Origin of the sequence: Bradyrhizobium sp. STM 3557 (assembly GCF_045571465.1) — a bacterium.
Classification (GTDB): Bacteria; Pseudomonadota; Alphaproteobacteria; order Rhizobiales; family Xanthobacteraceae; genus Bradyrhizobium.
The window spans coordinates 316,575-342,445 of the sequence record NZ_CP120697.1 but is presented as its reverse complement, the minus strand read 5'-3'; the positions used below and the strand labels follow the sequence as shown (position 1 = coordinate 342,445).

Here is a 25,871-nt window from a genome sequence, read left to right as displayed (position 1 = left end):
CGGAACCGCGCGCCGCCGCGCGGGATGAATAGCCGCTAAAGCACGTTCTTGCAAAGGCGGTTAAGCCACAGGCGCAAGCGAACTCGTGCCTCCGGAACCAGTCACGACGTCCCGTCTCGCTCTATCATGCATGCATGCTCCTTTCGTGAAGGGACCCCACGCGCAGCAAACAACGCGCCAATACGTCTCCCCGAGCAGCGCGTTGCTTGACGCCGCCACGACGATCGCCGCGGCTGAGGCCGATTGTCGCGTCCGCGTAAATCCGGCATGAAGCTTTTCGGTTCCACACACTGACAACAAAGCAAGACAACGGGAGCGTCCATGAAAGCCATTCTCTGCTCGCAATATTGCCAGCCCGACGACCTCGTCTATGCCGACGTCCCCGATCCCGTTGCTGCTGCGGGCGAAGCGGTGATCGCGATCAAGGCGGCGGCGCTGAACTTCTTCGACATCCTGATGATCCAGGGCAAGTACCAGATCAAGCCGCCATTCCCGTTCTCGCCCGGCGCGGAGGTTGCGGGCGTGATCGAGAGCGTCGGCGACGGAGTCACCGATCTCAGGGTCGGCGACCGCGTCGTGGCCTCCTGCGGCCACAATGGCGCGCGCGAGAAGATCGCGCTGCCGGCCGCCTCGATCGTGAAGATCCCCGACAATCTCGATTTCGACCGCGCCGCCGGCATCATCATCACTTACGGCACCGCTCTGCATGCGCTGGAGGACCGCGCCGGTCCAAAGCAAGGCGAGACGCTGGCCGTGCTCGGCGCAGCCGGCGGAACCGGGCTCGCTGCCTGCGAACTCGGCAGGCTGATGGGGCTGAAGGTGATCGCCTGCGCCTCGTCGGACGAGAAGCTGGCATTCGCCAGGGCGCACGGCGCGGAATTGACGCTGAACTACGCGACCGAGGACCTGAAGGAAGGGCTGCGGCGCCTGAGCGGCGGCAAGGGCGTCGACATCGTCTTCGATCCGGTTGGCGGTGCTTACGCCGAAGCCGCGCTGCGCGCGATCGCCTGGGAGGGCCGCTTCCTGGTGATCGGCTTTGCCGCCGGCGAGATTCCGAAGATGCCGCTCAATCTCGCGCTCCTGAAAGGCTGCGATATTCGCGGCGTGTTCTGGGGCGCCTGGACGCGGCTCAATCCGGCGAAGAACCGCGCCAATCTCGAAAAGCTCGTGCAATGGACCGCGGAGGGCAAGATTTCCTCCCATGTCGACCGCGCCTTCCCGCTGGCACAGACCGCGGAAGCGCTGAAAGTGCTTGCCGGCCGGCAGGCCATGGGCAAGGTCATCCTGCACCCCTGAGCAAAAAATGGCAGGCAGGCGGCAATGCGGCCGCCTGCGCGGCTGCGCCAACAGGGCGGAAACACCAAGCCTCGATCAGTAGTATTGCGGACCGCAATTGACAGTTGCAGACAACCGATGCATCGAGAGCACAGCCACCGCGAATCAACCGAAATCCACAGCTAAATTGCTTAACAAAACGTAAAACGAGCGCGTTTTGGTTAATGCAACCAGGCCAAATTAAGGCGCTGCTGACATATCGACTAAGTGGCTGATATTCAAAAACTTTAAGCTTCAGCATGAATTCGCTTTTGCGACCGTCGCCACAATCAGAGCAAAATATATCCAGATTTGTGCCCGCTGCCGTCCACTTTTGGGCCGATTCAGTTAGTCAATTACGACTTGTATATGGGGTGCCTAACGCGCGCGCCGGTCTTGACAAACTGACCGGTGGATACCCCGATCGTTGCGTCAGAGTTGAAGTGGGGAACATCGCCAATGGGTGAGCGGACGACCTACGGTCGGTCACACGACGGAAACAATTCACGCGATCCTGATTTTGATGCCTTCGGTGACGAGCAGGTCGGGTCGCGCGCACAGTCTTACAGGTTCGGTCGCGCGACGCGCGGCAACGAGTATCCTTCCGAAGAGTCGATGCCGATGTTCCTGTCCGGCTACGATGACGAGGAAGAGCAGCATCACCATGTCCATATGCAGATGCACGAGCGGGATGAGCTCGAATACGCGGAGCACTGGCCGGCACGCCCGCGCCGGCCGAGCCTGTCCTCGCGTATCCTGCTGGCAGTGATCGCAGCCGCAGCGGTCGCCGTGCTGTTTGCGCTGGTCACGTCGGACGCGACGCGCGACCTGGTCGCAACCGCCAAGGCCTCGATCATCGGCTCGGCGCCGGATCCGACCGCGCCGCAGCCGAGCGGCACCCAGCTGACCGCGCGCGACCTGCAGCTCAACGAGCCGGCCCGCCTGCCGCCGGCTCCGATGCTGCCGGAGACTGCCGCGAAGCCGGTACAGACCGCATCCGCGGTCCCGAGCCGCGAGGAGATCGCCAACGCCTACCAATCCGCGCTGCAGAACCGCGCCGCGGTCGAACCGACGGTGACCACTGCGCCTGAGTCGGCAAGTCCGTCGGCACCCGCCCCGATGGCGACTGCACCGGCCTCGATCACCGCACCGGGCGCTGCCACCGCGATCGTCACGCCCACTTTCGCCACGCCCTCCGTCAACGCCCCGCCGCCGCAGCAGCAGGCCGGCCGCCGGATGGATCCTGACGAACTGGCTGGCATCATGAAGCGCGCCAAGAGCCTGCTCGCCTCCGGCGATATTCCGCCGGCCCGCCTGCTGCTCGAGCGCGCAGCCGACGCGCAGGAACCGGCCGCCGCGCTGATGCTGGCGCAGACCTACGACGCCCAGGTGCTCGGCACCCGCGACGTGCGCAACATCAACGCCGATCCGAACGCGGCCCGCAACTGGTACCGCCGCGCCGCCCAGCTCGGCTCGGCCGAGGCGCAGCGCCGCCTCAACCAGTTGCAGAACTAATCGAGACGTCCAAGGCAGGAAACAGATGAAGCGTTTCAGCAGGCTGGCAGCCTTGGCTGCCATCATGGTCATAGGCTCGTTCAACGCACAGGCGGCCGAGGAGTATGATCCGGCGAAGGTCAGCGACAGCCTCAAATCGATCTTCCAATTCGGCTCGGCTCAGACCAAGCAAGCCCTCAACGCCAACACCGTGACCCTGATCACGGGGACCATCGGCGGCACCTATGTGCAGTTCGGCGCCGACCTGTCCTCCATGCTCGACGATGGCAACAAGCTGCGCGTGCTGCCGATCGTCGGCCGCGGCTCGGTCCAGAGCATCGCCGACATTCTGTTCCTGCAGGGCGTCGATCTCGGCGTCGTGCGCGCCGACACGCTCGACTATCTCGAGCGCAAGGGATTCGCGCACGACATCAAGAAGCAGTTCACCTATGTGACCAAGCTCTACAACGAGGAGATGCAGGTGATCGCGCCGCTCGCGGTCCGTAACCTGCGCGACCTCGACGGCAAGCGGGTGAGCGTCGACCTTCCGGACGGCGGCACCTTTGTGACGGCCTTGACGACATTCGAACGCCTCGGGCTCAACGCCTCCAACTTCCGCTACATCGAGCAGCGGATCGCGATGGAGAAGCTGAAGAAGGGCGAGCTCGACGCCGTGATCGTGGTCGGCGGCAAGCCCTACAAGTCGGTTACCAATTTCGTCAATGACGGCCGCTTCCATCTCGTCAATGTCGATTATGAGCGGCCGTTGCAGGCCGATTATCTGCCGGCAACGTTGACCTCGAAAGACTATCCAAACCTGATCGCCGACGGCGACAAGGTCGACACCATCGCAGTCCCGGCGGTGCTCGCGGCTTACAACTGGGCGCCCAACACCGACCGCTACCGCAAGCTGACGCTGTTCGTCGACGCCTTCTTCACCAAATTCCCGGCGCTGCAGAATCCGCCCTTCCATCCGAAGTGGAAGGAAGTGTCGCTGTCGGCGCCGCTCGCCGGCTGGCAACGTCTGCCGGTTGCGACGAAGTGGCTGGAGTCGCATTCGATGGAAGGAACAGCCGGAGCGACGACGCGTGACCGCTTCGACGACTTCCTGAACAAGAACGCCTCGGCAAAGAGCGTGTCGGACGCCGATCGCGAGACATTGTTCAAGCAGTTCCAGGCCTGGGAGGCCGAGAAGGGCGGCGGCCGGGCGCGCCAGCGCTAAAGCCTCCACGCACCGTCTGAGATCAAAGCCCCGCGGCATCGCCGCGGGGCTCTTTGTTTGAGCGATTAGTCGAAAGGAGACGGCTTTCTGCTCGATGCACGTCAATGTCTTGAAACATCAGAGCGACGTCCACAGTGCACCCTCTCCCGTTGCGGGAGAGGGTGGCTCGCCGCGTAGCGGCGAGACGGGTGAGGGGTGTCTCTCCGCAAGCCGATCTCTTGCGATGTGAGTTCGCGGAACTACGCCGCGTTCTCCTCGCCTGCCCCGTTCAGCCCACGCTGCAACGTGGCGCGGGCGGCGGCGCGATGGTCGGGCGTGATATGCGAGGCGACCATGCGGAGCGCGGTGGCGAGGACGGCGGCATCGTCGGTGAAGCCGAGCACCGGCAGCATGTCCGGCACGAAATCGAACGGCAGGATGAAATAGGCGATCGCGCCGAGCAAAGAGAGCTGAACGTGCCGCGGCGTCTCCTTGTCGAAGGCGCAATAATAGGCCGCCAGCAGTTCCTCGGCGAACGGCAGCTGGGCCACGACGCGCCTGAACTTGGCCCAGAACCGCCGGCGCACGCTTTCGCGGTCCTGCGCCAGCCGGTCGGCCGGGGCAAATCCTGTGCTGGTGTCGGTGGTATCAGATGCCACGGCGGCCTCCCCACGCGCGCGCCGTTCCTGCGGCGCGCTCAAGTCCCACGGCAAACGTGGGGACCCGGGCCGCCCGTTGCAAGACGTTCTGCAACGCCCTCAATTGCGCGGTTCAGGCGCCGAGTTGTTTGGCGATCGCATCCATGGCACGCGCCAGGTCGATATCGCGCGCGGTCACACCGCCGGCCTCATGCGTCGACAGCGTCACCTCGACCGTCTTGTAGACGTTGCGCCATTCCGGATGATGATCCCGCTTCTCCGCGACCAGGGCGACGCGGGTCATGAAGCCGAACGCCTCGTTGAAATCCCTGAAGGTGAAGGTGCGGCCGATCGCCTCGCGTCCTGCGACATCAGACCAGCCCGGCAGCTCCTTCAGCGCCTTGGCACGTGCATCCGCCGATAATAGCTCGACCATGGCCGACCTCCGGTTCGATTGAGGAACTTGGCGGGCATAAGCGGCGTTTGGCCGCGCAATGCTCAAAATACATCGCTTCCCTACGCCGCCCGCAATAGAAAGTTTCCCATGAGAATCACCCTGCGAATCAGCTGCTTGCCGAAGCCGCGGCCGGCTTTGGCGGCGTTCCGGTAACCATGACGGAGATGTAACCCCGTCGGGCTAAGAAAGCTGCTACCTTTTCAATCTACCGGCGTGCGTGCCGAATGAGCTTGCGCCTCAAGCGATTGACAGGCGGTTCGATGACCGGAGGACAGGACGAGGTGGATCGTCAGACTGCGCCGACGCAGCGCTCGTCGGTCAAGCCGGCCGTATTCATCCTGATCGCTGCGGCGCTGGCCATCTTCGGCGCGCTGGCGGGCGGGTATTATTTCGCCATGCGCCCGGCCATCCTGCATATCGCCGTGGGTCCGGCCAATAGCGACGATCTCAAGGTGGTGCAGGCGCTGACGCAGACCTTCGCGCAGAACCACAGTTACGTCCGGTTGCGCCCGGTGCCGACCGAAGGTGCAGCCGAGAGCGCACAGGCGCTTGCCGACGGCAAGGTGGACCTCGCGATCGTGCGCGGCGACCTCAACGTGCCGAAGAATGCTCAGGCGGTGGCGACCCTGCGCAAGAACGTCGTGGTGCTGTGGGTGCCGGCTGGAGCCAAGGGCAAGAAGAAGTCCGACAAGATCACCAAGATCTCGCAGCTTGCGGGCCACAAGGTTGGCGTGATCGGCCGCACGCCCGCCAATGTCGGCCTGCTCAAGGTGATCCTGCAGCAATATGGCGTCGATCCCGCGAAGGTCGAAACCATCCAGTTCCCGATCACAGAGGCGGCGGAGGCGATCAAGAACCACAAGGCCGACGTCTATCTCGCCGCTGGCCCGGTCAACAGCAAGATCACCACGGACGCCGTCGCAGCCTCGATCAGGAATGGCGAGTCGCCGACCTTCCTGGCGATCGATTCCGCCGACGCCATCGCGCAGAATCACTCGGAATATGAGTCGGCCGACATTCCGGCCGGCGCGTTCGGCGGAGCGCCGAACCGCCCGGAGGATGAGGTCAAGACGATCAGCTTCAATCACCATATCGTGGCGCGGAAAGGCCTGTCGGACTCCACCGTCGCCGCCTTCGCACATCAGCTCTTCGCGGCGCGTCAGCAATTGCTGGCGGACTTCCCGTTGGCGGCCAAGATCGAGACGCCCGACACCGACAAGGACGCCGCAATCCCGGTGCATCCGGGCGCGGCGGCCTTCGTTGATGGTGAGGAGAAGACCTTTCTTGACCGCTACAGCGACTACATCTGGTGGGGGCTGATGGCGCTGTCGGCGATGGGCTCGGTCGGCGCCTGGTTCGCCGGCTACCTGAAGAAGGACGAGCGCAGCAACAACACTTCTCTGCGTGAGCGCCTGCTCGACATGATCACGCTTGCGCGCAGGACCGATGCGACCGAGGAGCTCGACAAGCTGCAAGCCGAGGCCGACGATATCCTGCGTTCTACGCTGGCCTGCTTCGAGGACGGTGCGATCGAGGAGGGCGCGCTGACCGCGTTCAACATCGCGCTCGAGCAATTTCACAACGCGGTCGCCGACCGCAAGCTGATCCTGATGAGCATGCCGCAAAACCTGCAGCGTGCCAGCGCCCAACTGCGCGCCGCGAGCAGCTAGACATGCCGGCGCTGCGATCGTAGCGCTGTAATCGCAGCGTCATCAAAGTCTCTTAGGTCATGCGGCGGATGTCCGCAGCCGGCCAACGAGGAGACCCGCATGACGATCCGCATTCCACGCCACAATCTCCGCGGCCTGTCCCGCCGCCGTCTCCTGTCCACTGCGGCCGCTGCCGGCGTCAGCACGATTGCGATGCCCTATCTCAGCCGTGCCGCGGACCGGCCGGTCGTGACCCACGGCGTGCAGTCCGGCGACGTCGGGATTGACGGCGGTGTGGTGTGGGCGCGCGCCGACCGGCCGTCGCAGATGCTGGTCGAGGTCGCGACCACGGAGTCGTTCAAGGACGCCCGCGCGCTGCCGCCGATCGCGGCGCTGCCCGAAAGCGATTTCACTGCCAAGATGCTGGTCGACGGCCTGCCCGCCGGCCAGGACATCTTCTATCGCGTCAAGTTTCGTGACCTCTCCCATACCGGCATCGAGAGCGAGCCGGTGGTTGGCCGCTTCCGCACCGCGCCGTCGGACAAGCGCGACGTCAGCTTCGTCTGGGGCGGCGATGTCGCCGGCCAGGGCTGGGGCATCAATCCGGACGACGGCGGCATGGTCACCTTCGCGACGATGAAGAAGCATCGGCCCGATTTCCTGCTGCATTCCGGCGACACCATCTATGCCGACGGCATCATTCCGTCCGAGGTGAAGCTTCCAGACGGCAAGCTCTGGAAGAACATCACCATCCCCGAGAAGGCCAAGGTCGCCGAAACGCTCGATGAATATCGCGCCGCGCACAAGTACAATTTCCTCGACGACAATGTCCGCGCCTTCAATGCCGAGGTGCCGATCTTCGTGCAGTGGGACGACCACGAGGTGACCAACAACTGGTCGGCCTCGAAGGACCTGCCCGCCGCCTACAAGGAGCGCAATATCCAGCTGCTGGCGGCGCGCGCCGCCCGCGCCTTCCACGAGATGTATCCCATGCGCGAAAGCATCGTGGAGCCGGGCCGGGTCTACCGCACCATCCATTACGGTCCGCATCTCGACGTCTTCGTGCTCGACGAGCGCAGCTATCGCGGCGCCAACGGCCCGAACGATCAGACGACATATGGTCCCGATGCTTATTTCATCGGGCCGGAGCAGATGCGCTGGCTGAAGCGGGCGCTGCTCGATTCGCGCGCGACCTGGAAGGTGATCGCTTCCGACATGCCGCTCAGCCTGATCGTCTATGACGACGCGGCCAACAAGAAGGGCTCGGAAGCATTCGCGCAAGGCAATGGCGCGCCGCGCGGCCGCGAGCTCGAGATCGCCGAGATCCTGCGCTTCATCAAGACGGCCCCGATCCAGAACACGGTGTGGCTGACCGCCGACGTGCACTACGCCGCCGCGCATTACTACGACCCGAACAAGGCGCAATTCCAGGATTTCGAGCCGTTCTGGGAATTCGTCTCCGGCCCGCTGCACGCCGGCACGTTCGGCCCGAACGAGCTGGACAACACCTTCGGTCCCGAAGTGCGGTTCGTAAAAGCGCCGGGCGAGGACAAGCAGAACCTGCCGCCGTCGGCCGGCATGCAGTTCTTCGGCCACGTCAAAATCGAGGGCGCGACCGGACAGATGACCGTCACCTTACGCGACCGCGCAGACGTCGCGCTGTGGTCGACCACGCTCGATCCGAAGATGGGGTGAGACACAGCTGCCGTACGATCGAGGCGCGATAAGCTCTCCCCGCTTGCGGGGAGAGGGAGCGCACCGCCGTCGGAGCGAGGTTTCCCAAAAAAGAACTACACCTTCCGCCTGAGCGCCGTCTTGAGCACGTCGGTCGTGCACGGCTTTGGCAGCCGCGGCCGGTCGGCGAAGGCCGATGGTACGAGATCGGCGCCATAGCCGGTCGCGAATGCGAAGGGGATGCCGAGCCCGGCGAGCCGTTCGGCCACGGCGACGCTCTTCTCGCCGATGAGGCCCACATCGAGCAACGCGAACTCCGGCGCACGCTCGTCGATGGCGCGCAGCGCGGTCGCGACATTGGCTGCCACGCGGACGACAGTCACGCCGAGACTGAGCAGCGTGTCCTCGAATCCGAGCGCGATGATGGGATCGTCCTCGACGATCAAAACGTCCCGATAGAGTTCGGGCGAGCGGTCGTCCAAGTCGGATGTCATGTGCGGGGTTCCATGTACGGTGGATGGCCCCGCTGCCGGCGCCTGCAGAGCGCGCCGGCGGGTCCCTTGGAACCCAATCCATCACACCGGAGTTCCCTTGTCGGTTCACTTGTACACACAAGGGCGCCGGTTGGATCAATGGGACGGGAAACGAGGGAACGGACATGCTGGCCCGCGGTGTGAGCGCAATTTCCAGGGAGCGGCCTTACAATAACTTGCTGCGGCGGCTGAGCGCCGCCGATTACGTGCTGATTGCACCCCATCTGGCACAGGACGAGGTTGAAGCCGGCGATCTGCTCTACAACCCCGGAGACGACGTGCAGACGGTCCACTTCCCCTGCGGACCGGCGCTTGCCTCCTATCTCGTCCCGAGCGAGGACGGCCGCGATGTCGAAGCCATCCTGGTCGGGCGCGAGGGCGCGGTCGGGGGCATCGTCAGCCAGGGTTTCCTGCCGGCCTATACTCGCATCGCGGTGAAGTTCGGCGGCCCGTTCGCCCACATGCCGGTCAGCAAACTCGAGGCCGCCAAGCTGCAGTCGAAGACGCTGCGCAACGTGTTTGCGCGCTACGCCGACTGCATGCTGGCGCAGATGTTCCAGTCAACCGCCTGCAACGCGATCCATTCGATCGAGCAGCGCACCGCCAAATGGATCATCTCGGCGATGGAGCGCACCGGCGATGCCGACACCGTGCCGCTGACGCATGAGCAACTGGCGACCCTGCTCGGCGTCGGCCGGTCCTATGCCAGCCGGATCATGCAGGGCTTCAAGGCCGAAGGCATTCTGGAGACGAGGCGCGGCACCATTCTGGTCCGCGATCTCGCCGGCCTGACACGGCGCTGCTGCCATTGCAACGAGGCCGTGAAGGCGCATTTCGAGGAGGTGCTGAGCGGCGTCTATCCGACCGATCAGGCCGAGGCCGGCTGACCGCCAAGGCCGCCGGCTAACCATGATCCAGCCGGGCGAATTTCGGGTCTCCGATTGCTGGGATTGTCATTGTTTTTTGGCCTTTTCTCCCTATATTGCGGCGCAACGCGTCAGGTTTGCCCGGTCCCTTTGGCCGGGCTTCCTTTTTGGACCCGATGGTCCCTGTCGCAGATTAGATTTCGCGAGCGCGCGCCTGTAGCTAACAGCCTGATTCCCTTAAAGGAAACCCGCGCTCCGCACCGAGCACGAGCCGAAGAAAGCCGACCATGAACCTTCGCAACATCGCCATCATCGCCCACGTCGACCACGGCAAGACCACCCTCGTCGACCGCCTGCTGCAGCAATCCGGCACCTTCCGCGAGAACCAGAAGGTCGCCGAGCGTGCCATGGATTCCAACGATCTGGAGCGCGAGCGCGGCATCACCATCCTGGCGAAGGCGGCTTCGGTGCAGTGGAAGGACACCCGCATCAACATCGTCGACACCCCCGGCCACGCCGATTTCGGCGGCGAGGTCGAGCGCATCCTCAACATGGTGGACGGCGCGCTGGTGCTGGTCGACGCCGCCGAAGGTCCGCTGCCGCAGACCAAGTTCGTGGTCTCCAAGGCGCTCAAGGTGGGCTTGAAGCCGATCGTCGTCATCAACAAGGTCGACCGCCCGGACGCGCGCCCGACCGAAGTCATCAACGAGGTGTTCGACCTGTTCGCGGCGCTCGACGCCAGCGAGGAGCAACTCGACTTCCCCATTCTCTATGGATCGGCCAAGCAGGGCTGGATGGCCGACAGCCCGGAGGGTCCGCAGGACAAGGGCATGGAGCCGCTGTTCGAGCTGGTGCTGCGCCACGTGCCGGCGCCAAAGATCGAGCAAGGGCCGTTCCGGATGATCGGCACCATCATCGAGGCCAACCCCTATCTCGGCCGCATCATCACCGGCCGCATCTCATCCGGGACCTTGAAGCCGAACCAGCAGGTCAAGGTGCTGTCCGCCGACGGCAAGGTGGTCGAGCAGGGTCGCATCACCAAGATCCTCGCCTTCCGCGGCCTCGAGCGCACGCCGCTCGATGACGCCGAGGCCGGCGACATCGTCGCGATTGCGGGCCTGACCAAAGGTACCGTCGCCGACACCTTCTGCGATCCGACCGTGGAGACCCCGCTGCCGGCTCAGCCGATCGATCCGCCGACCGTGTCGATGTCGTTCATCGTCAATAACTCGCCGCTTGCCGGCACCGAAGGCGACAAGGTCACGAGCCGCATGATCCGCGACCGCCTGCTGCGCGAGGCCGAGGGCAATGTCGCGCTGCGCGTCCGCGAGGCCGACGACAAGGATTCGATGGATGTCTCCGGCCGCGGCGAATTGCAGCTCGCGATCCTGATCGAGACCATGCGCCGCGAGGGCTTCGAGCTCTCGGTGTCGCGTCCTCGCGTCGTGCTGAAGAAGGACGAGGCGACCGGCCAGACGCTGGAGCCGATCGAGGAGGTCGTGATCGACGTCGACGAGGAGCATTCCGGCGTCGTCGTGCAGAAGATGAGCGAGCGCAGGGCCGAGCTGATCGAGATGAAGCCGTCCGGCGGCAACCGCCAGCGCCTGGTGTTCTACGCGCCGACCCGCGGCCTGATCGGCTACCAGGGCGAGCTGCTCACCGACACCCGCGGCACCGCGATCATGAACCGCCTGTTCCACGGCTATGCGCCCTACAAGGGCGAGATCCAGGGCCGCCGCAATGGCGTCCTGATCTCCAACGACCAGGGCGAGGCGGTGGCCTATGCCATGTTCAAGCTGGAAGACCGCGGCCCGATGATGATCGAGCCGGGCTGGAAGGTCTATCGCGGCATGATCGTCGGCGAGCACACGCGCGACAACGACCTCGAAATCAACGTGCTGAAGGGCAAGCAGCTCACCAACATCCGTACCACCTCCAAGGACGAGGCTGTGCGCCTGACGCCGCCGATCAAGATGACCTTGGAAAAGGCGCTCGCTTACATCGAGGACGATGAGCTGGTCGAGGTCACGCCGAAGTCGATCCGCTTGCGCAAGAAGCACCTCGATCCGAACGAGCGCAAGCGCGCGGAGAAGGCCAAGGAAGCGGTGGCCTGAGATAAGCCAATGGTGAGTGGCGAATAGCGAGTAGGGCAGATACCCTATTCGCTACTCCCTCTTCGCTATTCGCCCAGACTATGTCCTTTCCTTGCGATATCGATGTCGCGATCATCGGCGCCGGCGCCGCCGGCCTCGGCGCTGCGCATGCGCTGAAGGACGCCGGCATCTCCTTCGTCGTGCTGGAAGCGCGCAATCGCATTGGCGGCCGTGGCCACACCATCATGGCGGCGCCTGATATCACCTTCGATCTCGGCTGCGGCTGGCTGCATTCGGCTGACAAGAACTCGTTCGTTGCAATTGCGGAGCAGCTTGGTTTCGAGATCGACCGGGCGCTGCCGCCGTGGAGCCAGCGCGTCGTCTCGACGGCGTTTCCGCCCGATGAGCGCGAGGATTTCCTGTACGCGCTGCACGCCTTTTACGACCGCGCCGAACAGGCCGCCGAGGTGGCTGAGCGGGACGGGAACGATAAGCCCGCAAGCCTCTCGCTCGAGCCCGGCAATCGCTGGAATCCGATGATCGATGCGATCTCGACCTATGTGAACGGCTGCGAGCTCGACCAGGTCTCGATCCTCGACATGGATGCCTATGAGGACACCGAGATCAATTGGCGGGTGCGGCGCGGCTATGGCGCGCTGATGACCGCCTACGGCGCCGCGCTGCGCATCGCCTTCGACTGCAACGTCATGCTGATCGATCATGCGGGACAGCGTATCCGCATCGAGACATCGCAAGGCACGATGACGGCCGACAAGGTGATCGTCACAGTGCCGACCAATCTCATCGCGGACGAGGCAATCCGCTTTCATCCCGCGCTGCCGGACAAGGTCGACGCCGCCGCCAAGCTGCCGCTCGGCATCAACAACAAAGTGATGCTGCGGCTGAGTGAGCCCAGCGACCTGCCGAGCGACGGCAATCTGCGCGGCGCCACCATGCGCACGGCAACAGGCGGCTATCATCTGCGCCCATTCGGTCAGCCCTGCATCGAAGGCTTTTTCGGCGGCAGCTTTGCGAAGCAGCTCGATGATGCCGGCGAGGGCGCGCTCGGCGCCCAGGCGATCGACGAGATCGCGGAGCTGCTCGGCAATGACTATCGCTGCAAGCTGACGCCGCTCGCCGAATCGCGTTGGGCCAGTGATCCCTTCGCGCGCGGCGCCTATTCACATGCGCTGCCCGGGCATGCCGGCAAACGCGTGGCGCTGGCTGAGCCGGTCGATGACAGGCTGTTCTTCGCGGGCGAAGCGACGTCGGCCAACTTCTACTCGACGGCGCACGGCGCACGCGATTCCGGCGAGCGTGCGGCGAGGGACGTGTTGAAGGCGCTCAAGAAGCTCTAGCGCTTTCCTTGTCATTGCGAGGAGCGACAGCGACGAAGCAATCCAGAGTCCCACGTGTAGCTCTGGATTGCTTCGCTTACGCTCGCAATGACGGAGCCTCCGCAGACGTCGCGCCCGCCTCCCCCGTCATCCGCAAGAATTCCCGCGCAGCCTGGGTCTGGTGATGCTCCCTGTGGCGCAGGCTGAAGAAATGCCGTTTGGGCAGCGCGACATTGGCGACAGCCAGCAGACCGGCCTTCAGCGCGCGGATCACGACCAGACGCGAGACCACCGTGACGCCGGCGCCGGCCTCGACCGCGGCGCGCACGGCCTCGTTGGACGGCAGGTCGAAGGCGACATCGAGCTCGGCCGGGTCAATGCCGAGTTGTTCGAGCGCGGCTTCGAACACGGCTCGCGTGCCCGAGCCCTGTTCGCGCAGCACCCAGCGCGCATGCTTCAATGCGTCGGCCGTGACCGGCGTGCCGTCGCACAGCGCGTGTCCGATCGGCCCGACCAGCACCAGCTCATCGTCCGCTACCACGGCCGCTGCGAGCATGGGATCGTCGACATAACCTTCGACGAAGCCGAGGTCGGCGCCGCCTTCACGCACCAGGGTTGCGACCTGTTCGGTGTTGCCGATCGAGAGCTGCAGCTTGATCGCGGGATGCGCAGCATTGAAACGATGAATGAATGCCGGCAGCCAATAGCCGGCGATGGTCTGGCTCGCCGCCAGCGAAAGCTGGCCACGCTTCAAGCCGGCGAGATCGTTCAGCACGGTCTCCGCACTGGCAACGCGGGCGAGAATGCTCCGGGCTTCGACGAGGAACGCTTTGCCGGCGGCGGTCAGCACGATCCTGCGACCGACGCGATCGAACAGCTTGGTCTGATAACGGGCTTCCAGCGCGGCGACCGCCGCTGACGTCGCTGACTGCGTCAGATTGAGATCACGCGCGGCCTGCGTGACATGCTCGCGGGTCGCGACAGCGACGAAGATCCTAAGCTGCTCGAGCGTCATGTGGCTCCTAGATCGTCAGCTTCACCAGTGCCAGGCTGAAGCACGCGATAAAGAGGAAAGACAGCAGGCCGAGCAGCAGCGGCTTGATGCCCTTGGCCTTCAGCTTGGCAAAGTCGGTTTCCAGCCCCATCGCCGCAAGCGCCATCGAGAGCAGGAAGGTGGTGGCGGTAACGACATCGGCGCGGATATCGGCGGGGATCGTGATGACGCTGTTGACGCCGAGCAGCGCGACGAAGCCAAGGATAAACCAGGGAACGGGCGCCTGCGCGCTTGCGTGACCATGACCGTCGTGACGGGCGCGGCGGGTCGCGAGCAGGCCGAGCGTGATGACGACGGGCGCCAGCAGGGTCACGCGCGCCAGCTTGGCGATGGTGCCGAAATCACCGGCCTCCTTGCCGCCCTGGAACGCGGCGGCTATGACTTGCGCGATTTCGTGGATCGAGGCGCCGCTCCACAGCCCGAAGGCGTGCGCGTCGAGCTGCAAGAGTCCCGCGAGCCAGGGATAGCTGAACATCCCAATCGAGCCGAACACGGTGACGCAGGCGACTGCGTAGGCCACGTCCTCGTCACGCGCTTGCGTGACCGTGTTGGTCGCGATCACGGCGGAGGCGCCGCAGATCGAGGTGCCGGCTGCGATCAGCTCCGTCAGCTTGCGATCGACGCCGAGCAGCCGCCCGATCCAGGTCGTGACCAGGAAGGTCGAGACCAGCGCCAGAGCGATCACGGCGAGCCCGCGCGCACCGACCTCGACCACCTGCGCCGCAGTCAGTTGCAGGCCGAGCAGGATGATGGCCAGCCGTAGCACCGGGCGCAGCGCAAACATCACGCCGGCCTTGGCCCGGCGCGGCGTGCCGATGACATTGTGAAAGACCATGCCGCTGAGAATGGCGAGGATCATCGGGCTGAAGGGTGTAAGCCCCGGCAGCTGACGCAGGCTGAAGCCGGCGCCGGCGATCGCCGCCGACAACAGCAGGCCAGGCAGCAGCGTCGTGGCTGCAGGCTTCGGCCGAGCCCGGGCGACAAGGGCTGATGTGGAGGGATCATCGGCGGCAAGATCGTGGGAGGGGCTGACCATGAAATAAATTCCCGAATTCCAGCTACGGGAGAGTATTTCATGCTCCGATGAATCGATCTAACGCATAATATGTGATAAATCGTTCGATTGGAACGAACGATTGCGTCCTCAGCTCGTCATTGCGAGGAGCGATAGCGACGAAGCAATCCAGATTTGCTTTCGCAGACCATTCTGGATTGCTTCCGCCGTCGCCCTTCGGGCTATGGCGGACACGTCGCTTCGCTCGCAATGACGACGGACGCGAACTACTCCAGCACCCGTTGGCGCAGCTCAGCATCCGGCACGAAGCACGCGTCGTACTTGCCGAAGATGCGGTAGCGGTTGCGCGCGACGAGGCCGTAGACCGCGTCGCGCAGCGGCTTCGGGACCGCGAACAGCGCGCGGGTCCAGCCCCAGCCCGCAAGCTGCGATAACACCGTGAGCGCGGCATCGGATTTCAGATGCGCGCGCCCGCCATGGACGACGGCGTTTGTGTCGGGGTCAGTGGGATCGATGCCGAAGGCGCGCGCCAGCCGCGCGCCATAGGGCGACTGGATCGGCGTGAAGCGGAAGCGCCTGGCCGTGTCGCGCGCGATCACGAAGCGGACCCAGCGCGAGCAGAACACGCAGACGCCGTCATAGAGGATCACATCGTCGTCCGGCCAGTTCGTCATCAGCGATTGTCCAATGTGAGCAGCGCGACCAGCATCAGCACGATCGCAGGCCCGGTCTTGACCAGCGCGCCCAGCGGTTCGCGCCAGAGATCCGGCGTCAGGATGGCGCAGCCTGCCATGTAACCGACCGAGAGCAGGATGCCGGCGACAAGCCCTGTTGCCGCCGTACAGCGGAACGCGATCAGCACGCCGATGCTCATGTCCATCATGCTGGTGATGGCGGCAAAGGGCACGGCGAATGCTTCCGGCCAGCCGCGCGACGTCAGGATCGCGGTGGTCGCCGGAAACGAGATCACCAGCGCAATGAAGCCCGAGACGAGCCAGAACAGCACCAGGCTCGCAATCATCAGCGCCTTCACGAGATAGAGCCGCGCGAACCATTTGTCCTGAATGCTGGCGCCGCGTGCGCCGACGACCTCGCTCATGCGCTTCGGTACAATGCCGGTCGCGCTGATCCAGCCTTGTGGATCGCCGCTGACGCCGCGACGCAGCTCGGCGACGGCGGTCGAGCGCATCGGCGACATCCAGCCAAGCCGGCTGATGAGATCGCCAGCGAGCGCGCCGGCATCGAGCAGCAATTTCGGCAAGGTGATGCGCGGCTGGGGCGCCGTGCCGAAGGCAACACGGAAGCGGTCGATCACATCGCCGAGCGTGACCGGCTCGGGCTGCATGATGTCCCAGGTCACAGCCTTGGTCGTCTCGTCGTCGAGCGGACGCGCAGCGAGCCAGGCGATGGTCGTTGCGATGTCTTCGACTGCGACCGGCTGCAACGGTCTCGCGCGCTCCTTCTCCGGGAGTTCGAACGGAAGCGCCGCGAGCGCGCGGATCATGGCGCTGCCGCCATAGGCGCTTGGTGCGATCACGAAGCCCGGCCGCAAAATCGCATGGGGATTACCCGACGCAGCGATCAGCCGTTCGGCCTCGCGCTTGGTGGTGCTGAAAGCGGTGCGGTCGTGCGTCTCATTGCCGGGAATCGAGATGTGGATCAGGCGCACATCACGGCGAGACTGCCTGATCGCCGACAGCAGCCGGACCACGAAGTCGCGATGCACCGCGCCCGTATCGCTGCCGGGGCCGTCCTGCAGCACACCCAGGCAATTCACGATCACGCCGATGTCGCGCGCGCGGATCAGTTCTGCCAGCGCCGACGCCTCCATCGCCATAACGGGCAATTCGAGATCATCGGGCGAGACGCGCTGCCCGCCCGAGAAGCGGCGCGCGACGCCAACGACATCACAACCGCGCTGGCGCAGATCGTCGGTGACGAAGCGACCGATCAAGCCGGAGGCGCCGAGCACGAGGATGCGGGGGGTGGGCGTGATGCTCATCGCACGCACACCAATCGCAAGTGGAGGAGCCAAGCTGTGGCGCCGGACGCGGTCTCACCCTCTCCCCTTGTGGGAGAGGGTGGCGAGATCGAGCGTAGCGAGATCGCGCCGGGTGAGGGGTCTGCATCCGCGGAGAAAGACCCCTCACCCGGTTTCGAGCTGCCGCTCGAAACCACCCTCTCCCACAACAAGGGGAGAGGGTGCAGCGAGCTCGTGGCCCGACCTCCTTGCACCAATATCCGCTCCTCAAAACGGTTTCGCGATCATCAGCCAGAGGATGGCCATGACCGCACCAAAGCCGGGAATGCCGCACAGGAACCAGCGGCGAAACAACAGGTGATAGCGCGGCGGCAGCGGCTGCGATGTCTGTTCCGCCAGCTGCGCCAGATCGCGCATCTCGATCTGCATGAAGATCACGGGCACCCAGAACGCGCCGGCGAGCGCGTAGAGCGCGAGCGACGTTGCGAGCCAGCGATCAGCCAGCGTGGTCGAGGACAGCCACATCAGAACGGCGCCAGTAACCGGCTGCAGCAGCACGGCCGACAGCGTGAACAGCAAATCCGCGATCACCACCACGCCTGCCGTGCGGGCGATGAAGGCGGCGTCAAAGCTGCGATGAGCCATCAGCATGAAGAACGCGATACCCGTGCCGGTGCCGAGAATGACGATGGCGCCGAGCACGTGCAGGTATTTGACCAGGAAATACAGCGTCATCGTGTCTTGGCGAGCTGCGGCCCAGAGCCTGGTGATGCCGCGGCGATGGGAGATTCGAGCGCCAATGCGATTGCGTCCACGGTTGCCGCACGTCGTCCACACGCTCGGCCAGCCCTTGCCATCATCGCTCCTTGGAACCTTTGTACGATCGATATCATTACCGGGAGGAGCAGCCCAGTTTGTCGATACCTCCGTCGTTCGGCTTGCCGAACTGTCTCTTTTCGGAACAGTTTTCCGAACACCTGATGCAGAAAGTCCACAGGTTAACCGATCTTTAACGTTGGATCTTGAAGCGGCGGCGGCGACTTGCTTTGATCTGAGCATGAGCACAACCCTGATTGAAGTCCGTCCGGCCAAGGCTGCTGATGCGGCCGCGGTGGCGTCTGCCCATGACGAAGCCTGGCGTTCGGCCTATCAGGGCATCATTCCCGGTGCCGAGCTGGAAAAGCTGATCAATCGGCGTGGTCCGCAGTGGTGGGACAGCGCGATCCGCAAGGGCAGCCGCGTCAGCGTGCTGGTGTTCAACGACAAGGTCGCCGGCTACGCGAATTACGGCCGCAACCGCGCCCGCAGCCTGCATTTCGATGGCGAGATCTACGAGCTTTACCTCCGGCCTGAGTTTCAGGGGCTGGGCTTTGGTCGCCGGCTGTTCACCGCGGCCAAGCGCGACCTTGCGCAAAGCGGCCTGAAGAGCATGGTGGTGTGGGCATTGTCGGACAACGATCCCGCCACCGAATTTTACCGCGCGCTGGGCGGCCGCATGGTGGCGCGCTCGTCGGAGCGATTCGGACCGAAGTCGCTCGACAAGGTGGCATTCGCCTGGACGCATCAGGCCTGACGCTCCTGGCCGGCGGGCGTTAGCCAATCGAACTGAACCGAAATTTTGGGCTTAAGTAGCTGTTGCGGAACCGCGAGTTTTTTGCGACTGCGAAGTCCGGCGCGCGCTCGTGGCGCGCCCGCCCCTCAACGTTCAAGTTCTATGGAGCCCATCCATGCGCATCGACGCCATTCCGATCGGGAAAGATCCCCCGCGCGACGTCAACGTCGTGATCGAAGTGCCGGTTGGCGGCGAGCCGATCAAGTATGAGCTGGACAAGGACGCCGGTACCCTGTTCGTCGATCGCTTCCTCTACACGGCGATGCGCTATCCCGGCAATTACGGTTTCATCCCGCACACGCTGTCGAATGACGGCGATCCCTGCGACGTGCTGATCGCCAACACCCGCGCCATCGTGCCCGGTGCCGTGATGAGCGTGCGCCCCGTCGGCGTGCTGTTGATGGAGGACGAGGCCGGCGGCGACGAGAAGATCATCGCGGTGCCTTCCTCGAAGCTGACGCAGCGCTATGACAAGGTGCGCACCTATAGCGACCTGCCCGATATCACGCTGCAGCAGATCCAGCACTTCTACGAGCACTACAAGGATCTCGAGCCCGGCAAGTGGGTGAAGGTGCTGCGCTGGGGCTCGGCCGAGGACGCCCACCAGCTGATCAGCGAAGGCATCGCGCGGGCGAAGGCGGGGAAGAAGTAAAACGGCCTGTGTGCTGGTCGGCTCTTCACCCTCCCCTGGAGGGGGAGGGTCGATCGCTCACGAAGTGAGCGAGCGGGGTGGGGTGATCTCTCGGCAAGCGACGACTGCGGTGAGATCACCCCACCCCGTCTCACATTTCGCTTCGCTCATGTGAGCCGACCCTCCCCCTCCAGGGGAGGGTGACCTCAACCCGTCGCTTTCAGCTCGATTCACACCGCCGGCTTCGGCAGGCCCGCGATCGCGCAGGCCGCGCGCAGCGTGTTGACGAGCAGGCACGCCACCGTCATCTGGCCGACGCCGCCCGGCACCGGCGTGATGGCACCCGCGACCTCGGAGACTTCGGCGTAGGCGACGTCGCCGACCAGCTTCGTCTTGCCGTCCCCGCGCGGGATGCGGTTGATGCCGACGTCGATCACGGTCGCACCCGGCTTGATCCAGTCGCGCTTGATCATCTCGGGACGGCCGACCGCGGCATAGACGAGATCGGCGCGCGCCACGAGTTGCGGCAGGTCGCGGGAGCGCGAATGCGCGATCGTCACCGTGGCATTCTCGTTCAGCAGCAGCTGCACCAGGGGACGGCCGACCAGGTTGGAGCGGCCGATCACGATCGCGTTCATGCCCTCCAGCGAGGCATGCACGGTCTTGCTCAGGATGATGCAGCCGAGCGGCGTGCAGGGCGACAGCGCATCAAGGCCGGCGGCGAGCCGGCCAGCATTATGCGGATGCAGGCCGTCGACGTCCTTGGCCGGGCTGATCGCGTTGATAACGGCTTCCGTGCTCAGCCCCTTCGGCAGCGGCAGCTGCACCAGGATGCCATGCACGGCTGGATCATGGTTGAGCCGATCAACAAGCGCCAGCAGGTCATGTTGTGAAACGTCAGCCGGCAGCTTGTGCTCGAACGAGGCCATGCCGGCAGCTTGGGTCTGGGTGTGCTTGGAGCGGACATAGACCTCGCTCGCCGGATCATTGCCGACCAGCACGACCGCCAGACCCGGCGTCAGGCCGTGCTCGCGCTTGACCCGCTCGACCTCGCTCGCCACACGGCCGCGCAGATCGGCGGCAATGATCTTTCCGTCAATAATGCGGGCGGTCATTGTTCAGTCCTCTATGCTCGATCGCAATTATGTTTAGGCCGCTCGCCCCAGCAAAGACGCCCACCCTCCCCCTCCAGGGGGAGGGTGAAGTCGCCGCCGATGCAGTATGGCCCAACCGGCCGCGATTTAGCTCTTTCTCATCGGCTTATGGGCTGCCGTAAGCGCACGCAAGGTCTGATCGAGCGCGACCGGATCGCCTGATATGGCAACCTGCTTGAGCCGAGCGGTCGCCCCGGAGGTCAGCTGCACCGCCGCCTTTGGCACGCCGAGCGACTTCGCCAGCAGCTCGGTCACCGCGCGGTTGGCTTCGCCGCCATCGGCGACGGCACGAACCCGCAGCTTCAGCACGCTACGGCCGTCCGATAGCGTCTCGATGCCGTCGATCGCGTCACGGCCGCCGCGCGGCGTCACCCGCAAGGCGACCTGCACACCCCCGGCGATCGCGCGCCACGGCTTCATGCTTCACGCGCCGCAAGCGGCCCTCAGAACACCACCGGGTAGATGTAATAGGTGATCACGCGCTGGATGAACATGATGATCAGGATCAGCACGATCGGCGAGATGTCGAGCCCGCCGAGATTGGGCAGCGCCCGGCGGATCGGCGCCAGCAGCGGCTCGGTGATTCGGTAGAGGAACTCGGCGACCGCGGCCACGAACGGGTTGCGCGTGTTGACGACGTTGAAGGCCACCAGCCAGGACAGGATGGCAGCGGCGATCAGGAGCCAGACGTAAAGGTCGAGAACGATGAGAACGATGTCGAGAACGGCGCGCATGCGGGTCTACTCGGGGCTCGGTCGCGGATTCGACCGGGATTTGCGAGCTAGATATCGGTTCCGCCCCGTATGAACAAGGGAAGCCGGCCGTCAAGGCTAACGGCGGATGTGACGGTTCTTGACTTGACCTTGGACCGGACTGTAAATGGCGCCGACTTCCCCGGCTGCCATCCCGCGCATATGCGGCAACCGGGCACGATCGCGGTGATCGTGGACAAAGTTCATGGGGCCATAGCTCAGCTGGGAGAGCGCATCGTTCGCAATGATGAGGTCGGCGGTTCGATCCCGCCTGGCTCCACCAGCCTCCGCAGGCTTCGCCTGCTTCGGCTCGGCAAGCCCGCACGTGGCGGAGGCTGTCGCGCCGTAGCTCGAAGAGCGAAGGCGGACTCAATCGGCCCAAGCGCCCTATTCCTATTCTATTCCGCCGCCTCCGCGAGCGCTGGCATCGGCTCGCGCTTCAACCAGCCATCAATGAAATGGGCGAGGAAGGCGCGCTCGGCCAAATCATGCATCGCGCGTCCCTCGAAATGATGGTGCCGCGGCCGCGCGCCGGGCGTGTCGAGCCGCGCATGCCCGCGCGTGGTCCAGCGGCACATCATCGCGTAGGTGACGTCGGGGTGGAACTGCAGCCCGGTGGCGTTGCCGTATTGATAGGCCTGGATCGGGAAATCGCCGCCTTCGGCCAAGAGGTCGGCGCCGGCGGGAAGCTCAAAGCCCTCGCGATGCCAGTGATAAACCTGATCCGGCCAAAACGGGCACAGCTTGCGCCCTGAGGCTGTGGGGCGGATCGGATAATAGCCGATCTCGGCACGTCCTTGCGGATGCGGCGCGACCTTGGCGCCGAGCTGGATCGCCAGCATCTGCGCGCCGAGGCAGATGCCGAGAAAGGGCCGCTGCTCGCGCAGGGGCACCTCGATCCAGTCGATCTCGCGGCGGACATAGTCGTCCGGATCGTTGGCGCTCATCGGGCCGCCGAAAATAACGGCGCCGGCATGCGCCTCGAGCGTCTCGGGAAGCGGATCGCCAAAGCGCGGCCGGCGGATGTCGAGCGCGTGGCCAAGCGCGCGGAGCGCGTTGCCGACGCGGCCGGGGCTCGATGTTTCCTGGTGCAGAATGATGAGGACCGGACGCAGCGGCGTACAGGCGTCGCCTGTCACCGGAATTGGCTGCCGGGTGCCCGCTTTGGCGGCATCGATCGGCACCGGCGATGGATATGGCCTGAGCATCGAGCTCCGATGATAGCTAAGCAAAGGTTAACAGCGCGTGAGCGCGCGACCTTTACGAAGCAAGGGCCGGGCCAATACGGGGATGGGTGTCAGCTGCGGCGCAGTTGCAGCCGTCCGACGGCATCCAGGATGAAGCCGCGCGGAAACCAGCGCAGCATGAAGGGCACGATCTTGATGCCAAGGCCCGGGAGCACGACGCGCTTGTCCGCCATCAGCCCGCGATAGCCGGCCTCGGCCACTGCGCGCGGCGATACGTTGAGAATGGCCGAATCGACGCCGGGCTTGAAGCCGGCGCGCGCCTGGAATTCCGACGGCACCGGCCCCGGGCACAGCACCGTGACCCGCACACCATATGGCGCGAGCTCCTTGCGCAGCGCCTCGGTGAAGGAGATCACATAGGCCTTGGACGCGTAGTACACTGCCATGCCGGGCCCTGGCAGGAAGCCCGCGACGGAGCCGAGATTGAGGATGCCGCCGCGATTCCTGATGAGCTGATCGGTGAACCGCAACGACAGGTCCGTCAGGCTGCGGATGTTGACCGCGATCATGTCGAGCTGCTCGGCGCGATCGAGCTGGACCGCGCGGCCGAACAAGCCGAAGCCGGCATTGTTGACGAGATATTCGACCTCCACACCAGCCTCTGACAGTGCGGCGGCGATGCAGTCCGTGCCATCGGGGGCCGTCAGGTCGCAGGGAATGACGATCGGCGATGGTGCACCGCTCGCGGCAAGCTCGCGCGCCAGTGCATGCAGCCGCTCTTCGCGGCGTGCAACCAGCGCCACGCGGTGTCCATTCGCGGCGAAGACGCGGGCCAATTCGGTGCCGATGCCTGCCGAGGCACCGGTCACCAGCGTCACACAGTCACTCACGATGCAATGCTCTTTGATCAATTCCCGGACGTTCTGAAGATGAACGGACGAGAGCATAGGCGCGAGGGAACTTGCAAGATGCCGGCCGCCGGTGGCGCGCCATCGGCTACAGCCGGTAACATGAGGATTCACACGGGCTTAGCCGCCGGGTCGAGCCGCGCGCGACATTAAACTTTATCCATGTAACGGACAGGCGGCCGGTCCGGCGACGGCGCGCCACACGTCAGCGCTTGACTGATGCGCTGGGAACCTTGGCCGCCACGCGATGCTTCAGATCGATGCGATCGCGCGAGGAGATGCCAAGCAATTCGGCAGCCCGCCAGACGACATTGTCCTCGAACTCGGTGACCTTGCCGTCGACATAGACCAGCTCCCACATCATCTCGATGATGCGCAACCGGCCCGCCTCGTCGACCTCGCGCATGATGACGCTGGTGAAGCGATAGAGATCGACCGCTTCGCCTTCGGCCAGCATGGCCTGCGAGATCAGCCGGTCAGCGCTGCCGGGATCGAGTCCGAAACGCGCCTCGATCAATCCGTGCAGCTTGCGTTTCTCCACATCGCTCGGCTCGCCATCGAGCGAGATGACATGGATCAGGAGTGCGGTTGCGGCGAGCTGATAGCCGTTGTCGTCAAAGGTCGGAGTCTCGTGGGGCGAAATCACATCGGCGATGAATTGACGCAATCCTTCCAGCATAATGTCCCGAAATCTCGATCTCGTCCCACGCCGCCACCATGGCGGGTTTCTTTTAGCAGATATGCGGGTGCACGGTTGCGATGGCAATCCGCCGCGACGTTCTGGCGCCATGACATTTCGGTAACGCACCAGCCGTCAAGCCCGGGCTATTCCGGGCACGCGCGTCCCTGTCGTTCCGAAGCGCGGAGCTGGCGGCCGGGTATCACGGAATTTCGTACACCATCATCTTGTCAGCGATGCCGCGCAGCGCAGCCTGCTTTTGGATCGGCATGATATGCGCCTTCTCGAGGATCGCGGCGACGCCGGGCGCCTCGATGACGGGCGCGGTGAGATGGATCTCCTGCGCGGTCGACAGGCTCTGCACGCGCGCGGCGATGTTCACCGTCTGCCCGAAATAATCCTGCCGATCGTTGAGCATCACCGCGAGGCACGGACCTTCATGGATGCCGATCTTGACGACAAGCTCGTCGCTGCCGCGCTCGGCGTTGAGCCGGGCCATCGCATCGCGCATCCGCAAGCCTGCCGACAGCGCGTGCTCGGGCTTGATGAAGGTCGCCATCACGGCGTCGCCGATCGTCTTCACCACCGCACCCTTTTCGGCATTGATGATGTCGAGCAGCGCACGGAAATGCGCACGCACGAGGTCAAAGGCGGCGAGATCGCCGACGCGCTCGTAGAGCGCCGTCGAGCTCTTCAGGTCGGTGAACAGGAAGGTCAGCGAGGTGATCTTCAAGCGCTGGTCGATGTTGAGGTTGTCGGCCTTGAAGACGTCCCGGAAGGTCTGGTTCGACAGCATCCGCTTCGCGGTAAGGAACGGCTTGCGGCGGCCGATCAGGTGATGCAGCGCATCGGCCGCGACCATCACAGTCGGCAGCACGCGCACGCCCGCCTTGTTGTCGAGCGTGAGCTCGAGCGGACCCGGGCGCAGCGTCGTGGTCTCGACCTGAGCGCGGACACCATCATATTTCAGCGACAGGCGCTGCACCTCGTCGGTCGGCTCGCCCTGTACGTCGATGAAGCGCGAGGCATGGGTGACGGGCTCGAATACGATGATGAACTGCGGCGGCAGCTCGATCGAGATCGTCATGTGCTCGCCGGCCGGCAGCTCGCTTGTAGCCAGCACGACGTCCTTGGAAAGCTCAGCCATCGCCTGCTCATCGAATTCGACGCCAGAGCTCCAGAACACCTGCTTGTAGTAGTCCCACACCGGCAGCGTATGCGGATCATGCGCCGCGATCCGCCGCACCCGCGGGCTCACCGTGAAGGCGGCCTCGACCTGCTGGTCGACCGAGGCCTCGTAGCTGCAGGCGCACAGGCCGCAATGATAGTCGTCGGTGCGCAGCGATTTCAGTGTGCCGTGCGCATCGAGCACGCCGCCGCAGCCGGGGCACAGCACGTTCCAGGTCAGGTCGAACAGGCCGAGCCGCGCCGAATGGATGAAGCCTGAGATGACCCGCTCTTCATCGAGGCCGGTGCGATTGGAAAAATCCAGCGCGTTGATGCGGTTCAACTCGGGATCGGCACCGTCATGGATCAGCTGCATGATGGCATCGGCCACTTTGGGATCGGCGGCCTCGTGAAGGGCCGAAAACTGCGGAGGTGCGTCGCTCATGGCGGTCCTAACAAAATTAAGAACGTTATG

Annotated in this window: 25 protein-coding genes and 1 tRNA gene; 11 read left to right on the top strand and 15 right to left on the bottom strand. The window is 64.6% G+C overall.

What is annotated here, in order from left to right:
* Positions 1-321: 321 nt before the first annotated feature.
* The 3 genes from P6U24_RS01550 to P6U24_RS01540 all read left to right on the top strand — a co-directional run bounded on the left by P6U24_RS01550 (position 322) and on the right by P6U24_RS01540 (position 4,030).
* Positions 322-1,296 (top strand): NADPH:quinone oxidoreductase family protein, encoded by a 975-nt coding sequence (locus P6U24_RS01550; protein WP_407157464.1) that lies wholly within the window; start codon positions 322-324, stop codon positions 1,294-1,296.
* A 477-nt stretch (positions 1,297-1,773) separates the two neighbouring features.
* Positions 1,774-2,829, top strand: a complete 1,056-nt coding sequence (locus P6U24_RS01545; protein WP_407157463.1) for a hypothetical protein — start codon at positions 1,774-1,776, stop codon at positions 2,827-2,829.
* 25 nt (positions 2,830-2,854) lie between these two features.
* Positions 2,855-4,030 carry a TAXI family TRAP transporter solute-binding subunit gene (locus P6U24_RS01540; RefSeq protein WP_407157462.1) on the top strand — a complete coding sequence of 392 codons (1,176 nt, stop codon included), beginning with the start codon at positions 2,855-2,857 and terminating at the stop codon, positions 4,028-4,030.
* 239 nt (positions 4,031-4,269) lie between these two features.
* Here the strand turns inward: P6U24_RS01540 and P6U24_RS01535 are convergent, their stop codons facing one another.
* Positions 4,270-4,668 carry a YkvA family protein gene (locus tag P6U24_RS01535; protein ID WP_407157461.1) on the bottom strand — a complete coding sequence of 133 codons (399 nt, stop codon included), beginning with the start codon at positions 4,666-4,668 and terminating at the stop codon, positions 4,270-4,272.
* A gap of 112 nt (positions 4,669-4,780) precedes the next feature.
* Positions 4,781-5,083: a 4a-hydroxytetrahydrobiopterin dehydratase gene (locus P6U24_RS01530; protein ID WP_407157460.1), complete on the bottom strand. Its 303-nt coding sequence runs from the start codon at positions 5,081-5,083 to the stop codon at positions 4,781-4,783.
* 281 nt (positions 5,084-5,364) lie between these two features.
* Here P6U24_RS01530 and P6U24_RS01525 point away from each other — a divergent pair, with 281 nt between their 5' ends.
* Both P6U24_RS01525 and P6U24_RS01520 read left to right on the top strand, forming a co-directional pair.
* Positions 5,365-6,774, top strand: a complete 1,410-nt coding sequence (locus tag P6U24_RS01525) for a TAXI family TRAP transporter solute-binding subunit (RefSeq protein WP_407157459.1) — start codon at positions 5,365-5,367, stop codon at positions 6,772-6,774.
* Between the two features lie 99 nt (positions 6,775-6,873).
* Complete coding sequence (locus tag P6U24_RS01520; RefSeq protein WP_407157458.1) at positions 6,874-8,448, top strand: alkaline phosphatase D family protein; 1,575 nt, start codon at positions 6,874-6,876, stop codon at positions 8,446-8,448.
* Positions 8,449-8,543: 95 nt separating this feature from the next.
* Here P6U24_RS01520 and P6U24_RS01515 read toward each other — a convergent pair whose 3' ends face one another.
* Positions 8,544-8,921 (bottom strand): response regulator, encoded by a 378-nt coding sequence (locus P6U24_RS01515; protein ID WP_407157457.1) that lies wholly within the window; start codon positions 8,919-8,921, stop codon positions 8,544-8,546.
* A 164-nt stretch (positions 8,922-9,085) separates the two neighbouring features.
* Between P6U24_RS01515 and P6U24_RS01510 the strand changes: the two genes are divergently transcribed.
* The 3 genes from P6U24_RS01510 to P6U24_RS01500 all read left to right on the top strand — a co-directional run bounded on the left by P6U24_RS01510 (position 9,086) and on the right by P6U24_RS01500 (position 13,277).
* Entirely contained in the window at positions 9,086-9,847 is a 762-nt protein-coding gene (locus P6U24_RS01510; protein WP_407157456.1) for a Crp/Fnr family transcriptional regulator, read from the top strand.
* A gap of 266 nt (positions 9,848-10,113) precedes the next feature.
* Positions 10,114-11,940 (top strand): translational GTPase TypA, encoded by a 1,827-nt coding sequence (gene typA / locus P6U24_RS01505; RefSeq protein WP_407157455.1) that lies wholly within the window; start codon positions 10,114-10,116, stop codon positions 11,938-11,940.
* A gap of 80 nt (positions 11,941-12,020) precedes the next feature.
* On the top strand, positions 12,021-13,277 hold the full coding sequence (locus P6U24_RS01500) for a flavin monoamine oxidase family protein (RefSeq protein WP_407157454.1): 1,257 nt from the start codon (positions 12,021-12,023) through the stop codon (positions 13,275-13,277).
* Between the two features lie 76 nt (positions 13,278-13,353).
* Here P6U24_RS01500 and P6U24_RS01495 read toward each other — a convergent pair whose 3' ends face one another.
* From P6U24_RS01495 to P6U24_RS01475, 5 genes are all read right to left on the bottom strand, one after another.
* Positions 13,354-14,271 carry a LysR family transcriptional regulator gene (locus tag P6U24_RS01495; protein ID WP_407157453.1) on the bottom strand — a complete coding sequence of 306 codons (918 nt, stop codon included), beginning with the start codon at positions 14,269-14,271 and terminating at the stop codon, positions 13,354-13,356.
* A gap of 7 nt (positions 14,272-14,278) precedes the next feature.
* Entirely contained in the window at positions 14,279-15,253 is a 975-nt protein-coding gene (locus tag P6U24_RS01490; RefSeq protein ID WP_407160732.1) for a YeiH family protein, read from the bottom strand.
* Between the two features lie 338 nt (positions 15,254-15,591).
* Positions 15,592-15,999, bottom strand: a complete 408-nt coding sequence (locus tag P6U24_RS01485; protein ID WP_407157452.1) for a thiol-disulfide oxidoreductase DCC family protein — start codon at positions 15,997-15,999, stop codon at positions 15,592-15,594.
* On the bottom strand, positions 15,999-17,327 hold the full coding sequence (locus P6U24_RS01480) for an SDR family oxidoreductase (RefSeq protein ID WP_407157451.1): 1,329 nt from the start codon (positions 17,325-17,327) through the stop codon (positions 15,999-16,001). The genes P6U24_RS01485 and P6U24_RS01480 overlap by 1 nt, the downstream gene beginning before the upstream one ends.
* 246 nt (positions 17,328-17,573) lie before the next feature.
* Positions 17,574-18,041, bottom strand: coding sequence for a DUF2269 family protein (locus P6U24_RS01475; RefSeq protein WP_407157450.1), 468 nt, complete (start codon positions 18,039-18,041; stop codon positions 17,574-17,576).
* A 322-nt stretch (positions 18,042-18,363) separates the two neighbouring features.
* Here P6U24_RS01475 and P6U24_RS01470 point away from each other — a divergent pair, with 322 nt between their 5' ends.
* On the top strand, positions 18,364-18,879 hold the full coding sequence (locus tag P6U24_RS01470; RefSeq protein WP_407157449.1) for a GNAT family N-acetyltransferase: 516 nt from the start codon (positions 18,364-18,366) through the stop codon (positions 18,877-18,879).
* A 154-nt stretch (positions 18,880-19,033) separates the two neighbouring features.
* Positions 19,034-19,570 carry an inorganic diphosphatase gene (gene ppa / locus P6U24_RS01465; RefSeq protein ID WP_407157448.1) on the top strand — a complete coding sequence of 179 codons (537 nt, stop codon included), beginning with the start codon at positions 19,034-19,036 and terminating at the stop codon, positions 19,568-19,570.
* 209 nt (positions 19,571-19,779) lie between these two features.
* Here ppa and folD read toward each other — a convergent pair whose 3' ends face one another.
* The 3 genes from folD to P6U24_RS01450 form a co-directional block, all read right to left on the bottom strand.
* Positions 19,780-20,664 carry a bifunctional methylenetetrahydrofolate dehydrogenase/methenyltetrahydrofolate cyclohydrolase FolD gene (folD, locus tag P6U24_RS01460; RefSeq protein WP_407157447.1) on the bottom strand — a complete coding sequence of 295 codons (885 nt, stop codon included), beginning with the start codon at positions 20,662-20,664 and terminating at the stop codon, positions 19,780-19,782.
* Between the two features lie 126 nt (positions 20,665-20,790).
* Entirely contained in the window at positions 20,791-21,123 is a 333-nt protein-coding gene (locus P6U24_RS01455) for a DUF167 domain-containing protein (RefSeq protein WP_407157446.1), read from the bottom strand.
* 23 nt (positions 21,124-21,146) lie between these two features.
* Positions 21,147-21,437: a YggT family protein gene (locus P6U24_RS01450; protein ID WP_407157445.1), complete on the bottom strand. Its 291-nt coding sequence runs from the start codon at positions 21,435-21,437 to the stop codon at positions 21,147-21,149.
* Positions 21,438-21,662: 225 nt separating this feature from the next.
* On the opposite strand from P6U24_RS01450, the gene P6U24_RS01445 reads away from it, so the two are divergent.
* A tRNA-Ala gene (locus P6U24_RS01445) sits at positions 21,663-21,738 on the top strand.
* A gap of 115 nt (positions 21,739-21,853) precedes the next feature.
* On the opposite strand, the gene P6U24_RS01440 is transcribed toward P6U24_RS01445, so the two are convergent.
* The 4 genes from P6U24_RS01440 to P6U24_RS01425 form a co-directional block, all read right to left on the bottom strand.
* Entirely contained in the window at positions 21,854-22,663 is an 810-nt protein-coding gene (locus P6U24_RS01440; protein WP_407157444.1) for a glutamine amidotransferase, read from the bottom strand.
* 89 nt (positions 22,664-22,752) lie between these two features.
* Positions 22,753-23,532, bottom strand: a complete 780-nt coding sequence (locus P6U24_RS01435; protein ID WP_407157443.1) for an SDR family NAD(P)-dependent oxidoreductase — start codon at positions 23,530-23,532, stop codon at positions 22,753-22,755.
* A 223-nt stretch (positions 23,533-23,755) separates the two neighbouring features.
* Positions 23,756-24,229, bottom strand: a complete 474-nt coding sequence (locus P6U24_RS01430) for a TerB family tellurite resistance protein (RefSeq protein WP_407157442.1) — start codon at positions 24,227-24,229, stop codon at positions 23,756-23,758.
* 202 nt (positions 24,230-24,431) lie between these two features.
* Positions 24,432-25,841: an adenylate/guanylate cyclase domain-containing protein gene (locus tag P6U24_RS01425; protein WP_407157441.1), complete on the bottom strand. Its 1,410-nt coding sequence runs from the start codon at positions 25,839-25,841 to the stop codon at positions 24,432-24,434.
* Positions 25,842-25,871 lie beyond the last annotated feature (30 nt).

Coding starts and splice junctions, on each gene's coding strand:
- typA (WP_407157455.1), top strand. CDS start 10,114: ATGAACCTTCGCAACATCGCCATCATCGCCCACGTCGACCACGGCAAG.
- P6U24_RS01510 (WP_407157456.1), top strand. CDS start 9,086: ATGCTGGCCCGCGGTGTGAGCGCAATTTCCAGGGAGCGGCCTTACAAT.
- P6U24_RS01455 (WP_407157446.1), bottom strand. CDS start 21,123: ATGAAGCCGTGGCGCGCGATCGCCGGGGGTGTGCAGGTCGCCTTGCGG.
- P6U24_RS01425 (WP_407157441.1), bottom strand. CDS start 25,841: ATGAGCGACGCACCTCCGCAGTTTTCGGCCCTTCACGAGGCCGCCGAT.
- P6U24_RS01470 (WP_407157449.1), top strand. CDS start 18,364: ATGAGCACAACCCTGATTGAAGTCCGTCCGGCCAAGGCTGCTGATGCG.
- P6U24_RS01515 (WP_407157457.1), bottom strand. CDS start 8,921: ATGACATCCGACTTGGACGACCGCTCGCCCGAACTCTATCGGGACGTT.
- P6U24_RS01440 (WP_407157444.1), bottom strand. CDS start 22,663: ATGCTCAGGCCATATCCATCGCCGGTGCCGATCGATGCCGCCAAAGCG.
- P6U24_RS01450 (WP_407157445.1), bottom strand. CDS start 21,437: ATGCGCGCCGTTCTCGACATCGTTCTCATCGTTCTCGACCTTTACGTC.
- P6U24_RS01485 (WP_407157452.1), bottom strand. CDS start 15,999: ATGACGAACTGGCCGGACGACGATGTGATCCTCTATGACGGCGTCTGC.
- P6U24_RS01430 (WP_407157442.1), bottom strand. CDS start 24,229: ATGCTGGAAGGATTGCGTCAATTCATCGCCGATGTGATTTCGCCCCAC.
- P6U24_RS01530 (WP_407157460.1), bottom strand. CDS start 5,083: ATGGTCGAGCTATTATCGGCGGATGCACGTGCCAAGGCGCTGAAGGAG.
- P6U24_RS01520 (WP_407157458.1), top strand. CDS start 6,874: ATGACGATCCGCATTCCACGCCACAATCTCCGCGGCCTGTCCCGCCGC.
- P6U24_RS01545 (WP_407157463.1), top strand. CDS start 1,774: ATGGGTGAGCGGACGACCTACGGTCGGTCACACGACGGAAACAATTCA.
- ppa (WP_407157448.1), top strand. CDS start 19,034: ATGCGCATCGACGCCATTCCGATCGGGAAAGATCCCCCGCGCGACGTC.
- P6U24_RS01495 (WP_407157453.1), bottom strand. CDS start 14,271: ATGACGCTCGAGCAGCTTAGGATCTTCGTCGCTGTCGCGACCCGCGAG.
- P6U24_RS01475 (WP_407157450.1), bottom strand. CDS start 18,041: ATGACGCTGTATTTCCTGGTCAAATACCTGCACGTGCTCGGCGCCATC.
- P6U24_RS01480 (WP_407157451.1), bottom strand. CDS start 17,327: ATGAGCATCACGCCCACCCCCCGCATCCTCGTGCTCGGCGCCTCCGGC.
- folD (WP_407157447.1), bottom strand. CDS start 20,664: ATGACCGCCCGCATTATTGACGGAAAGATCATTGCCGCCGATCTGCGC.
- P6U24_RS01525 (WP_407157459.1), top strand. CDS start 5,365: ATGACCGGAGGACAGGACGAGGTGGATCGTCAGACTGCGCCGACGCAG.
- P6U24_RS01540 (WP_407157462.1), top strand. CDS start 2,855: ATGAAGCGTTTCAGCAGGCTGGCAGCCTTGGCTGCCATCATGGTCATA.
- P6U24_RS01500 (WP_407157454.1), top strand. CDS start 12,021: ATGTCCTTTCCTTGCGATATCGATGTCGCGATCATCGGCGCCGGCGCC.
- P6U24_RS01550 (WP_407157464.1), top strand. CDS start 322: ATGAAAGCCATTCTCTGCTCGCAATATTGCCAGCCCGACGACCTCGTC.